The organism is Arthrobacter sp. BI5 (genome assembly GCF_056680065.1).
This window is the reverse complement of the sequence record NZ_CM155264.1, coordinates 1511963-1523953: the sequence shown is the minus strand read 5'-3', so window position 1 is coordinate 1523953 and position 11991 is coordinate 1511963. Positions and strand designations below refer to the sequence as shown.

12 protein-coding genes are annotated in these 11991 nt (G+C 68.5%); 2 read left to right on the top strand and 10 right to left on the bottom strand.

Annotated elements, in window-relative coordinates; genetic code table 11:
• The first annotated feature begins 160 nt into the window (after positions 1-160).
• Entirely contained in the window at positions 161-775 is a 615-nt protein-coding gene (locus tag AC1MED_RS06920; protein WP_479786173.1) for a class I SAM-dependent methyltransferase, read from the top strand.
• Here the strand turns inward: AC1MED_RS06920 and dapF are convergent.
• The 6 genes from dapF to AC1MED_RS06890 form a co-directional block, all read right to left on the bottom strand.
• Positions 756-1709: a diaminopimelate epimerase gene (dapF, locus tag AC1MED_RS06915; protein WP_479786172.1), complete on the bottom strand. Its 954-nt coding sequence runs from the start codon at positions 1707-1709 to the stop codon at positions 756-758. The genes AC1MED_RS06920 and dapF overlap by 20 nt on opposite strands.
• 118 nt (positions 1710-1827) lie before the next feature.
• Entirely contained in the window at positions 1828-2706 is an 879-nt protein-coding gene (miaA, locus tag AC1MED_RS06910; protein WP_479786592.1) for a tRNA (adenosine(37)-N6)-dimethylallyltransferase MiaA, read from the bottom strand.
• A 105-nt stretch (positions 2707-2811) separates the two neighbouring features.
• Positions 2812-4353, bottom strand: coding sequence for a tRNA (N6-isopentenyl adenosine(37)-C2)-methylthiotransferase MiaB (gene miaB, locus AC1MED_RS06905; protein ID WP_479786171.1), 1542 nt, complete (start codon positions 4351-4353; stop codon positions 2812-2814).
• Between the two features lie 72 nt (positions 4354-4425).
• The gene (locus AC1MED_RS06900) at positions 4426-4899 is read right to left on the bottom strand and encodes a regulatory protein RecX (RefSeq protein WP_346959816.1); all 474 of its coding nucleotides are present in this window, start codon (positions 4897-4899) and stop codon (positions 4426-4428) included.
• Positions 4900-5056: 157 nt separating this feature from the next.
• Positions 5057-6106, bottom strand: a complete 1050-nt coding sequence (gene recA / locus AC1MED_RS06895; protein WP_138769744.1) for a recombinase RecA — start codon at positions 6104-6106, stop codon at positions 5057-5059.
• 226 nt (positions 6107-6332) lie between these two features.
• Positions 6333-6551 (bottom strand): DUF3046 domain-containing protein, encoded by a 219-nt coding sequence (locus AC1MED_RS06890; protein ID WP_056740635.1) that lies wholly within the window; start codon positions 6549-6551, stop codon positions 6333-6335.
• A 41-nt stretch (positions 6552-6592) separates the two neighbouring features.
• Between AC1MED_RS06890 and AC1MED_RS06885 the strand changes: the two genes are divergently transcribed.
• Positions 6593-7114: a MarR family winged helix-turn-helix transcriptional regulator gene (locus AC1MED_RS06885; RefSeq protein WP_479786170.1), complete on the top strand. Its 522-nt coding sequence runs from the start codon at positions 6593-6595 to the stop codon at positions 7112-7114.
• A gap of 70 nt (positions 7115-7184) precedes the next feature.
• On the opposite strand, the gene AC1MED_RS06880 is transcribed toward AC1MED_RS06885, so the two are convergent.
• From AC1MED_RS06880 to AC1MED_RS06865, 4 genes are all read right to left on the bottom strand, one after another.
• Positions 7185-7637, bottom strand: a complete 453-nt coding sequence (locus AC1MED_RS06880) for a helix-turn-helix domain-containing protein (RefSeq protein WP_479786167.1) — start codon at positions 7635-7637, stop codon at positions 7185-7187.
• A 138-nt stretch (positions 7638-7775) separates the two neighbouring features.
• The gene (locus AC1MED_RS06875; protein WP_479786165.1) at positions 7776-8306 is read right to left on the bottom strand and encodes a CinA family protein; all 531 of its coding nucleotides are present in this window, start codon (positions 8304-8306) and stop codon (positions 7776-7778) included.
• The gene (locus AC1MED_RS06870) at positions 8303-8875 is read right to left on the bottom strand and encodes a CDP-alcohol phosphatidyltransferase family protein (RefSeq protein WP_479786589.1); all 573 of its coding nucleotides are present in this window, start codon (positions 8873-8875) and stop codon (positions 8303-8305) included. The genes AC1MED_RS06875 and AC1MED_RS06870 overlap by 4 nt, the downstream gene beginning before the upstream one ends.
• Before the next feature lie 93 nt (positions 8876-8968).
• Positions 8969-11914: an FtsK/SpoIIIE family DNA translocase gene (locus AC1MED_RS06865; protein WP_479786164.1), complete on the bottom strand. Its 2946-nt coding sequence runs from the start codon at positions 11912-11914 to the stop codon at positions 8969-8971.
• Between the last annotated feature and the right edge of the window lie 77 nt (positions 11915-11991).

Genomic DNA, 11991 nt, shown 5'->3' with positions numbered 1-11991 from the left:
AGCCCGTGCCGGCTACTTGAAGTTCAAGATCATGTCTTTAAGACTAGCAGACCGTCCCTGCGCTCCGGCGCTGCCCGGCGGCGCCGGTTGCGGGCGCGGCGGGGACCGGTTTCCCGGCCGGTTTCCCATAGCGCCGGGGCGCCAACTAATCTGGCCAGTTATGGAGTCTGCACACTATTTCAGCGCCCAGCCCGCCGGGCCGTTCACCCGCAAGCCGCTGACCGTGGAGCTTGCCGGCGAACGCCGGCAGCTGCAGACGTCCTCCGGAATTTTCAGCCCGGACGGGATCGACAAGGGAACCGCGGTGCTGCTGGCCGACGTCCCTGCCCCGACGCCGCAGGGGAACCTGCTGGACATCGGGTGCGGCTGGGGGCCGATCGCGCTGACCATGGCCCTGCGGGCCCCGCACGCCCGGGTCTTCGCCGTGGATGTCAATGAGCGCTGCGTGGCGCTGACGAACGAGAATGCCGCCCTGCTGGGGCTGGAGAATGTCACCGCCAGCACCCCCGGCGAGGTCGATCCGGAGCTGCGCTTCGACACGATCTGGTCCAACCCGCCCATCCGGATCGGCAAGGACGAACTCCACGCCCTGCTGCTGCTCTGGCTGCCCCGGCTTGCCCCGGGCGGATCGGCCTGGCTGGTGGTGCAGAAGAACCTTGGTTCGGATTCGCTTCAGCGCTGGCTCGCGGCGGAGCTGGACGGCAGCTTTACCGTCACACGCGAGAGCACCTCGAAGTCGTTCCGGATCCTGAAAGTCAGGAAAGCGTCCCGCTAGCGACGATCACAGCAGGTCCGCTGAGCTCCACGTGCTCGTGGCCGTCCGGTGACAGGAAGAACTTCACGCCGACGACGCCGCCCGGCACCGTGACGTTCCAGGCGTCCGGCGCGCCCTGGCCGGCCCAGTGCCGGATCGCGACGGCGGCGGCACAGGCGCCGGTCCCGCAGGACAGCGTCTCCCCCACTCCCCTCTCGTGCACGCGCATGGTGATGGTGCCGACGCCGTCGTGAACGAGCGGCTCGGACGGCACGACGAACTCGACGTTGGTACCGTGCGGCGGTGTCGGGTCGACCCGGGGCGCCTTGAACAGCTGCGTGGCGTCAAGTTCCGCGAGTTCGGCCAAAGCGACGACAGTGTGCGGGTTGCCCATGCTGACGGACAGCGCCGGCCTGGCCACCTCCAGCCCTTCGGCGCTGACCAGTGAATCCATGGCACGCGCGGTGGCCTCGCCCGGGAAGATGAACTCCCACGGCCCCATGTCCACGGCGTAGCCGCCCGCGGTGCGGACGACGGTCATCATGCCGCCGCGGGTTCCGATGCTTAGCGACTCGCCGGCCGGCAGGTCGACGAGTCCCTCATTGATGAGGAAGTGGACAAAGACGCGGACGCCGTTGCCGCACATCTCCGACAGCGAGCCGTCAGCGTTGTGGTAATCCATAAACCACTCGGCCGCGGGGTGCTCGGCGAGCAGCTCCCGGCCCTCCGGGAGCAGCCGCGAGGGTACGGCGCGGATGAGTCCGTCGCCGCCGATGCCGCGGTGCCGGTCGCAGAGGGCCGCGACCTGTTCCGGGGTGACGGAGAGCGCGCCGTGGGGGTCCGCGATCAGGACAAAGTCGTTGCCGGTTCCGTGGCCCTTCGAGAACTTCAGGCCGGCGAGGGCGCCGGTGTCTGACGCGGGGTGGTCAACGGCTGCGGCAAGGGTTTCATCCATGCACCAAGGTTACCGTTCCGGCCGGGCCGGGACGGAACCCGCTGCCCGGAGGTAGCGGGGGTTCAACGGCGGGAGGCCGTGAGCGGCGGCTGTCAGCGGCGGAGCTCAGCGGCGGATCTCAGCCGCAGAGAGCCGTGGCCTTGGCCGCCAGCCCGGGGTCCTGCCAGTCGAGCCAGTTGATCCGGGGGTCGGCGCGGAACCAGGTGAGCTGGCGGCGGGCGAACTGCCGGGTCGCGACAATGGTCTCTTCGGCGGCCTGCGCCAGGTCCGACTCCCCGTCGACGACCCTGAGGAACTGCGCGTAGCCCAGGGCCCGGGAGGCGGTCCTGCCGCGGCGAAGCCCCAGGGCGTCGAGGCGCCGCACCTCCGCCAGCAGTCCCTGGTCCACCATCGTGTGGACACGGGCGGCGAGCCGCTCGCGCAACTGGTCGCGGTCCACGTCGAGGCCAATCTGCACGGCCGGCTGGAAGTACTCGCGGGTGGGCATAAAGGAGCTGAAGGGACGTCCCGTCAGCTCGAAGACTTCCAGGGCGCGGATGACGCGGCGGGCGTCGCCCAGGCGCCCCGCGGAGACCGGGTCCACGAGTTCCAGCCGTGCCCGCAGGGGCGCGAGGCCGGCCGCTTCCTCCTCGGCTTCGAGACGGCGCCGGATGGCGGGGTCGGTGCCGGGGAATTCGAGCACGTCCAGGGCGGCCCGCACGTACAGGCCTGAACCGCCGGCGAGGATGGCCCGCTTGCCCCGGGCATGGATGTCCGCGATCACGGCACGCGCCTGCTGCTGGAAGTCCGAGACGCTGGCTTCCTCGGTCACGTCGAGGATGTCCAGGAGGTGGTGGGGCACTCCCCTGCGCTCGGCCTGAGTGATCTTGGCCGTGCCGATGTCCATGCCGCGGTAGAACTGCATGGCGTCGGCGTTGACGACCTCACCGTCGAGGGCCAATGCGAGCGAGACGGCCAGATCGGACTTTCCGGATCCCGTGGGCCCGACGACGGCAATGACCTCCGGGGCGGATCCGGATGCGTTGGGATGAACCGGCGCGGCGGAACCGTCGGGTACGCCGGCGGTGTCGGAGCTGTCGTGTGGAGCGGAGTCGGCCACGGGCTAGCGGGCGCGGACTGGAAGGGTCGGCATGCCGAGCGAGACACCGGACGAGCCGCCGTTCCCGGCCGGGGCGGGGGCGCCGCAGGAATCGGCTTGGGAACGATCCCAGGCATCGCCGGCGCGGGAGCGGCGCAGGCTGTAATCGTCCGCAGTCGCCGGGTCCGCGACGAGGTGGAACGCTGCGGCTTCCGTGATGGTCACGGTGACGAGGTCTCCGGGGCGGGGCGTTTCGGCGCCGTCGGGCACGGAGAAGTGCACCAGTCGCTGGTCCTGGGCGCGGCCGGAGAGGCGGTGGGTTTCCCCGGCTTTCCTGCCCGGCTGCGCGGTAACCATGACCTCGACGCGGCGGCCGAGCTGGCGGGCGTTCTCCTCGGCAGCGATCCGGTCCTGCAGGGCGGTGAGCCGTTCGAAGCGTTCCTGGACCACTGCTTTGGGCAGCTGGTCCTCAAGCTCCGCGGCCGGGGTGCCGGGCCGCTTCGAGTACTGGAAGGTGAAGGCGGTCGCGAAGCGGGACTTTTCCACGACGTCGAGCGTGGCCTGGAAGTCTTCCTCGGTCTCGCCGGGGAAGCCGACAATGATGTCGGTGGAGATAGCGGCGTGCGGGATCTTCTGCCGGACCTTGTCCAGGATCCCGAGGAACTTGGTGGAACGGTAGGACCGTTTCATCTCCCGGAGGACCTTGTCCGAGCCGGACTGCAGCGGCATGTGCAGCTGCGGCATCACGTTGGGGGTCTCGGCCATGGCATCGATAACGTCGTCGGTGAAGGCGGCCGGGTGCGGGCTGGTGAACCGGACGCGCTCCAGGCCGGGGATGTCGCCGCAGGCGCGCAGCAGTTTGGAGAAGGCCTGCCGGTCGCCGAACTCCACGCCGTAGGAGTTCACGTTCTGGCCCAGCAGGGTGACCTCGATGGCGCCGTCGTCGACGAGGGCCTGGATTTCGGCCAGGATGTCGCCGGGCCGGCGGTCCTTTTCCTTGCCGCGCAGCGCGGGAACGATGCAGAACGTGCAGGTGTTGTTGCAACCGACCGAGATGGAGACCCAGCCGGAGTAGACGGAGTCCCGTTTGGTGGGCAGCGTCGAGGGGAACACGTCAAGCGATTCAAGGATTTCCAGTTGCGCCTCGTCGTTGTGGCGTGCGCGGTCCAGCAGGGCGGGCAGGGCGCCGACGTTGTGGGTTCCAAACACGGCATCAACCCAGGGTGCCTTCTTGAGGATGGTCTCGCGGTCCTTCTGCGCCAGGCAGCCGCCGACGGCGATCTGCATGCCCGGATAGGCTTCCTTCACCGGACGGAGGATGCCGAGGTTGCCGTAGAGCTTGTTGTCTGCATTTTCCCGGACGGCGCAGGTGTTGAAGACGACGACGTCGGCCAGTTCACCTTCGGAGCGGACGTAACCGGCGGCTTCAAGCATGCCGGACATCCGCTCGGAGTCGTGCACGTTCATCTGGCAGCCGAAGGTCCGTACCTGGTAGGTACGGACCGTGGCAGTCTCATCCGGCAAAGGGGCTCCGCCGGCGGCGGGGGAAGGAATGGTCAAACTCACCTGTTAAGGGTACCGGTTCGGCGCGGCCGCGTTCGCGGAGGCAGCTTTTCCGCAACCGCGGGAGGTCCCGGGTCAGGCGTCGCTGTCCTGCTCTTCGAGGGCAGCGTCCAAGACCTCGCCGACAATGCGGAAGGCCTGTGAGGGCTGGTAGCCCTTGCGGGCGAGCATGGACGCGAGCCGGCGGACCATTTTGTCCCGCTCGGCGCGGTCCTCGAGCCCCCGCGCGTTCCGCAGCTTGCGTTCCACGAGTTCCCGGGCGGCCGATTCCTCATCCTCGTCGCTGAGCTGGTCGAGGGCGACGGCTGCGGTCTCCTGGTCGATGCCCTTCTCGGCGAGTTCCCGGCGGAGGGCGCCCTTCGCCAGTTTCCGGGTCTGGGACCGGCTCCGAACCCATAGCTCGGCGAACTCGGCGTCGTCGATGAGGCGGACCTCTTCGAAGCGGTCGAGGACGGCCTCGGCAACGTCGTCCGGAATGTTGCGCTCGGCCAGTTTGCGGGACAGCTGCAGCCGGCTCTTGGGTGAGTTGGTCAGTTGCCGCAGCACCACGGCCCTTGCGACGGCGGCGGGATCAGCCTCGGGGTCCTGCTCCGGTGCCGGCGGCGCGGACCGGCCGGGACCTCCGGGGTCGCCAACGACGCCGGGGCCAGGATTCCGGGACGGGAATCCTGACCCCTTGCGGCCCCGCGCGGCGGAGGCCCGGCTGTTAGAAGCCGTCAACGGCCTTCAGCTTCGGTGATTCCTCCGGGTCCGCTGCCTTGACGCCGACGCCGAGCTTTTCCTTGATCAGGCGCTCGAGTTCGGCGGCGAGTTCGGGGTTGTCGCGCAGGAAGCGGCGGGAATTCTCCATGCCCTGGCCCAGCTGGTCGCCGTCGTAGGTGAACCACGAGCCGGACTTCTTGATCAGGCCGTGCTCGACACCCATGTCGATGATGCCGCCTTCGCGGGAGATGCCCTGGCCGTAGATGATGTCGAATTCGGCGATCTTGAACGGCGGGGCCATCTTGTTTTTGACGATCTTCGCCTTGGTCCGGTTGCCGACGGAGTCTGCACCCTCCTTGAGGGTCTGGATACGGCGGACGTCGATGCGGATCGAGGCGTAGAACTTCAGCGCCTTACCACCGGTGGTGGTTTCCGGGGAGCCGAAGAACACACCGATCTTTTCGCGCAGCTGGTTGATGAAGATGGCGGTGGTCTTGGTCTGGCTCAGCCGGCCGGTGATCTTACGCAGCGCCTGGCTCATCAGCCGGGCCTGCAGGCCGACGTGGCTGTCGCCCATGTCGCCTTCGATTTCGGCGCGGGGCACGAGGGCGGCAACGGAGTCGATGACGATGACGTCCAGCGAACCGGAGCCGATCAGCATGTCCATGATTTCGAGCGCCTGCTCGCCGGTGTCCGGCTGGGAGACCAGGAGCGCGTCGGTGTCAACGCCAAGCTTGGCAGCGTACTCGGGGTCGAGGGCGTGCTCGGCGTCGATGAAGGCGGCGATGCCGCCCTGGCGCTGGGCGTTGGCGACAGCGTGGAGCGCGACCGTGGTCTTACCGGAGGATTCAGGGCCGTAGATCTCAACCACGCGGCCGCGGGGCAGGCCGCCAATGCCGAGAGCCACGTCCAGCGCGATGGAGCCGGTCGGGATGACCTCGATGGGCGCGCGGACTTCGTCGCCCAGGCGCATGACGGAGCCTTTGCCGAACTGCTTGTCAATCTGGGCAAGCGCTGCGTCGAGCGCCTTCTGGCGATCCGGGGCTGCGGCCATGATTCACACCTCTAATACTTTCTCGCTGGAGAGTGGCCGTCACGGCCGTTGTTATGTCATCACTGACGCTAGTGGCAGCCACTGACAAAGTTGCCGCCGCCGTCGCGTATGTGGAAAACGCTCTGAAAAAAGCATAGCCGGACCCGAACAGATATTCGAACAATTGGACGGCGTGTCAGTCCCCCGATGCCTGCGGACCGGGGCCGTAGCGCCAACGGCCGTACCGTCAGCGGGGTTTGACGTCGCGGCCGAGCCGCCGTTCGGCAGGGACATCCTGGACATCGCAGAGGGCCAGCCAGACCTGTTTCGGTGGCACTCCCGCGGAGAGGGCCTGGTCCGCGGTGCGGCCGCCCACGCCCGCCAGCACCAGGGAGCTGCTGAGCACCCGAGAGTATCCCGCGCCGAACTCGTCGTCCATAAGCCGCCAAAAGTCGCTGATTCTCACCGATAAAGTCTCTCACGGGCACGGCCCCTAGAATGGTTGCTATGAGCAACCCACGCGACGCCGCCCCGGATCCGGCGCCAGTTTCCGGGACCTGCGACCCGTCCGCGGAGGAGGCGCTGGCCGCCGTCGAGCGCCAGCTGAGCCTGCTCTGGCGGCGGGCCCGCTCCATGTCGCAGCAGTTATCCCGCCAGGTCCATCCCGAGATGGAGCCTGCCGCCTACGGGCTGCTGTCCGTGGTCCGGGCCAAGGGGCCCATCCGGCTGACCGAACTGGCCTCCTGCATCGGCGTCGGCAAGCCCTCGGTGAGCCGCCAGATCGCGTTCCTTGAAGGCCTGGGGCTGGTAGCGAAGGAGGCCGACCCGCTGGACGGCCGGGCGCAGGCCATCAGCCTGACGGCCAAGGGCGAGGAGAAGATGCACCTGGTCCAGGATGCGCGGCGCGAGGTCTTCCGCGAACGGCTGGCGCAGTGGCCGGCCGCGGAGCTGGAAGCCTTCGCCGGCTACATGGCGAAGCTCAACGCCACCTACGAACGCGACGGTTTTCCCCGGGACGAAGGCCTCTAGGCCCACCCGGGCACGGAAAAGGTCCCCGGCACTGCCGGGGACCAATTCGTTAATCTGAAGAGCTTTGGGCCTAGCGCGCGCCGGAGAGCAGGCCGGTGGCCAGCTCATCGTTCAGCTCGGTGTTGAGCTCACGGTCAAGGTCACGAGCGTAGCGCTGGGCGAATTCCTGGGGGACGGTGTCCGGTACCGCAACGCCCTCGGCCACGGCGACGCGGTCGCTGACTTCGCGGAGCATGCTGGACAACGGGACGTCAAGGGCCGAGCAGATCGAGGAGAGCAGCTCCGAGGAGGCTTCCTTCTGGCCGCGTTCCACTTCACTCAGGTAGCCCAGGGATACACGGGCACTGTGCGAGACTTCGCGGAGGGTACGGCCTTGGCGTTGGCGGACATCGCGCAGGACATCACCGATTTCGTGACGAAGTACAACCATCTTGCGCTCCTTCTGTTCGCTCTTTGCCTGATCGGCGAGGCCCACATCCTTCCAGCGGACAACGCCGTTTACGGATACGGGCTGCTTTACCATCTGTATCGCCTTGCTCCCTCGTATGTCTAGTTCGCGGTGGACTGCGAACGTTGTGATGATTTCATCCTAGGCGCCGCCCTTATTCCGGGGCGACACAATGTAACAACTATTCGGAATCAACTTTTGTTCCCGGCAACTTTACCCGCGGTAGCTTGTCGCGGACAGGGCTTCGAGCAGCCGTTCCAGGGCCGCGCCGCAGGCCAGCGCCCGGATCTCCTGGCGGCTGCCGTCGAAGTGGTACGCGAACGATGTCGCGCCTTCCGCCGTGGCGAGGCCGATGTAGACCGTGCCCACCGCCTTGCCGTCATGCGGCTCCGGGCCCGCCACCCCGGTGGTGGCGACGCCGACGGCGGCACCGCACGCTGCGCGCGCCCCGGAGGCCATGGCCGCGGCGACCTGTCCGTCCACCGAACCCACGGCGTCGAGGACGTCCCGGGACACGCCCAGGATGTCGGCCTTGACCGTGTTCGAGTAGGCGACCACGCCGCCCTGCAGCATGGCGGACGCGCCGGGGGTGTCGGCCAGCACGGCCGCCACCATCCCGGCGGTGAGGGACTCCGCGGTGGCGACGGTCAGTCCGTGCTCGATGGCGCGGCCCACGGCCTGCTCGGCGAGGCGGTGCAGATTCGGGTGCAGCCCCGGGTGGGTGGTGGGGTGGAGATTGCTCATGGCGTTCCCTCCTGGACCTGCTGTTTCCTTGCCCGGATGCCGCTGGCGCGCAGCTTGAGGGCCTCAACGACATATTCGACGCCGGTCCAGACCGTGATCGCCAGGGCGGCCATCATGACAACAAAGGCCAGGAACCCGAGCCACGGGGCGATCGAGGCGAGCGGCATCACGTAGAGGAAGATCGCCGCGGTCTGCACTACGGTCTTGAGCTTGCCGCCGCGTGACGCGGGGATCACGCCGTAGCGGATCACGAAGAAGCGGAGCGCCGTGACGCCCCACTCGCGGACCAGGATCAGGACGGTGACCCACCACGGCAGTTCGCCGAGCAGCGAGAGCATGACCAGGGCGGAGCCGATCAGCAGCTTGTCCGCGATCGGGTCCGCGATCTTGCCGAAGTCGGTGATGAGTCCGCGGCTGCGGGCGATGTCGCCGTCGAGCTTGTCCGTGTAGATCGCCACCGCGAAGACGACGACGGCGGCCCAGCGCCAGGGGCCGTTCTGCGCGTCCAGGCCCGGGGCGTCGGCGACGAGGCACCAAACGAAAAAGGGCACCAGCGCGATCCGCAGCATCGTGAGGATGTTGGGCAGGTTCCAGATCCGCGGGGCGGACCCGGCGTTGGTTTCGGCGCTAGTCACCTTCCTAGGCTACCGTCTCGCCGCCGGCTACCGTCCGGTCAGCGACCAGGCGTCCTCGGAGCCGTCCTCGTCGTCCGAGCCGCCGTCGGCGCCGTCGTGGTACTCGATGGCCTGGGTGCGGTTGTCGAGGTCGGCGGCCACCAGGTCCTCGGCGTAGCCGCCCTGGGCGATGTTGGCGTTGGCATTGTCGCTGAGCGCGGCCGTCTGCGAATCCGCGGCGACCGGCCCGTCCTGGCCCTTCATGGCGGCCAGCACCGCGGCCAGGTCGTCCGGCTTGACCAGCACGTCGCGGGCCTTGGAGCCCTCGGACGGGCCCACCACTCCCCTGGACTCGAGCAGGTCCATCAGCCGGCCGGCCTTGGCGAAGCCGACCCGCAGTTTGCGCTGCAGCATCGAGGTGGAGCCGAACTGCGTGGTGACCACCAGTTCGGTGGCCTGCAGCAGGACCTCGAGGTCGTCTCCGATGTCGTCGTCGATCTGCTTCTTCTGCGTCTCGGGGGCGACGTCGTCCCGGTAGACGGCCTTGAGCTGGCCCTTGACGTGTTCTACGACCTTGTGGATCTCGGACTCGGTGACCCAGGCGCCCTGGACGCGCATCGCCTTGGAGGCGCCCATTGGCAGGAAGAGCGCGTCGCCCTGGCCGATCAGCTTCTCGGCGCCCGGCTGGTCGAGGACCACACGGGAGTCGGTCACCGAGGACGTCGCGAACGCCATCCGGGAGGGAACGTTGGCCTTGATCAGGCCGGTGACGACGTCGACGGAGGGCCGCTGCGTGGCGAGCACCAGGTGGATGCCGGCCGCGCGGGCCAGCTGGGTGATGCGGACGATCGAGTCTTCGACGTCGCGCGGCGCCACCATCATGAGGTCGGCGAGTTCGTCCACGATCACCAGCAGGTACGGGTACGGGCGGATGACGCGCTTGGAATCGACGGGCGGGTGGACCTTGCCGGCCCGGACGGCTTTGTTGAAGTCGTCGATGTGCTTGAAGCCGTAGTTCGCGAGGTCGTCGTAGCGGGCGTCCATCTCGCGGACCACCCATTGCAGTGCCTCGGCGGCCTTTTTGGGGTTGGTGATGATCGGGGTGATCAGGTGCGGGACACCTTCGTAGGCGGTGAGTTCCACCCGCTTGGGGTCCACCATGACCATCCGGACCTCGTCCGGGGTGGCGCGCATCAGGATCGAGGTGATCATCGAGTTCACGAAGGAGGACTTGCCGGCGCCGGTGGCGCCGGCAACGAGCAGGTGCGGCATCTTGGCGAGGTTGGCCACGACGTAGCCGCCTTCGACGTCCTTGCCCACGCCCATGACCATAGGGTGGTCGGTGCGGCGGGCGTTCTGGCTTCGCAGCACGTCGCCGAGCGAGACGGTTTCACGGTCCGTGTTGGGGATTTCGATGCCGATGGCCGACTTGCCCGGGATGGGGCTCAGGATGCGCACATCGGAGCTCGCGACGGCGTAGGAGATGTTCTTGGACAGGGCGGTGACGCGCTCCACCTTGGTGCCCGGGGACAGCTCGATCTCGTAGCGGGTCACGGTGGGTCCGCGGCTGAACCCGGTGACCTGCGCGTCCACGTTGAACTGGGTCAGCGTCTCAGTCAGCGAGGCGACGATCGCGTCATTGGCCTCGGTGCGTTCCTTGGGGATGGAACCGGGGGTGAGCATGTCCGAGGACGGCAGCGTGTAGGTGACATCGCCGGCGAGGGACAGCTGTTCGGTGCGCTGCGGGATCGGCGTGGGCAGCGGCGCCGGGGCGACCGGGTTCGCGGGGACCTTGGGGGCGGCCGCACCGCTGCCGGCACCTGGGATCGGGTTCAGCGACCCGGCGGCGACCATGCCCGGGGAGACGAGCGGGATCGCCTCGGTGGCGTTCTCCGCCGCGGCCCCGGCCGTGCTGCTGCCCAGCCCCTGGGCGGCTTTGATCTTCTCGACGGCGATTTCGGCCTGGGTGGGCCGCCGCACGCCGGGCGCCACGGCTTTGGAACCCCTGCCGGCTCCCCGTGCGCCCGCAGCGCCGGCGGCTGTTTCGTCATCGTCGTCGACGACGGCGTGCTCGAAGGCCTCGTCGCCGACGTAGCCTTCCAGCCGGGCGTCGGCGTCGTCGTCCTTGCCGAAGAGGCGCTTGCGCTTCTTCTTCGGGGCGGGGCCGTCGTTCTCGTACAGGTAGCTGCGGTCGTGGGAGTCCTGGCCGGCCTGGTTGTCGCGGTCCTGCAGGTCGATGCCCATCAGGTGCTCGTAGGCGCCGCGCAGCCGGGACGGGATCGCGCCGAAGGGGGTGGCCGTGACAATGAGCAGCGAGGTGAAGGCCAGCAGGCTGTAGAGGGCGATCGGAACGGCGGCGTGGATGGTTGCCAGCGGCGCGGCGGCGAGGTAGCCGAGCATTCCGCCGGCGTGGCGGAGCCCGTCGAAGCCGTCGGCGACGGTGGGCTGGCCGCCGATGATGTGGGCAAGGCCGCAGCCGGCGAAGGTCATGATCAGGAAGCCGATGCCGATGCGGTTGTTGCCGCGGCCGTCCACCGGCTGGCGGAACAGCCGGAAGGCGCAGACGAACAGAATGAGCGGCAGCAGCAGGGACATCCAGCCGAAGGTGCCGTTGACGATTGCGAAGACCATGTCCGGGAACCAGCCTTGGAAGCCCCACCAGGCGAACGTGGCGATGAAGACCCCGAGCGCGAGGTTGAACAGGGCGGCTCCGTCGCGGCGGTCTGCCGGGTCGAGGTCGCTGACGTCATGGCCGATCCGGCGGACGCCGGCGCCCACCACGTGGCCGATGCCCAGCCACGCGCCGGCCACCACCCGCACCAGCCAGGGCTGGCGGGGTTCGACGGCGGGCAGCTGGCGGGTGCGCGCCGTTCCCTGGGAGCGGCCGGTCTTGGACGCAGCTGCGCCGGAGCCCCTGCCGGAAGAGCTGCCGGTGTTGCCCTTTGAGCTGCCGCTTGAGTTGCCTCTAGGCGCGGAGGAGGTGCGTGTCGCCATACCCGCAACGGTACCCGACGCCGGGCCGAAAACCGCGGATTTCCGGGCCGGGCGGGGATCATGTTGGGCGGCGGCGG

Coding starts and splice junctions, on each gene's coding strand:
- AC1MED_RS06920 (WP_479786173.1), top strand. CDS start 161: ATGGAGTCTGCACACTATTTCAGCGCCCAGCCCGCCGGGCCGTTCACC.
- dapF (WP_479786172.1), bottom strand. CDS start 1,709: ATGGATGAAACCCTTGCCGCAGCCGTTGACCACCCCGCGTCAGACACC.
- recA (WP_138769744.1), bottom strand. CDS start 6,106: ATGGCCGCAGCCCCGGATCGCCAGAAGGCGCTCGACGCAGCGCTTGCC.
- AC1MED_RS06885 (WP_479786170.1), top strand. CDS start 6,593: ATGAGCAACCCACGCGACGCCGCCCCGGATCCGGCGCCAGTTTCCGGG.
- AC1MED_RS06880 (WP_479786167.1), bottom strand. CDS start 7,637: ATGGTAAAGCAGCCCGTATCCGTAAACGGCGTTGTCCGCTGGAAGGAT.
- AC1MED_RS06875 (WP_479786165.1), bottom strand. CDS start 8,306: ATGAGCAATCTCCACCCCACCACCCACCCGGGGCTGCACCCGAATCTG.
- AC1MED_RS06870 (WP_479786589.1), bottom strand. CDS start 8,875: ATGCTGCGGATCGCGCTGGTGCCCTTTTTCGTTTGGTGCCTCGTCGCC.
- AC1MED_RS06865 (WP_479786164.1), bottom strand. CDS start 11,914: ATGGCGACACGCACCTCCTCCGCGCCTAGAGGCAACTCAAGCGGCAGC.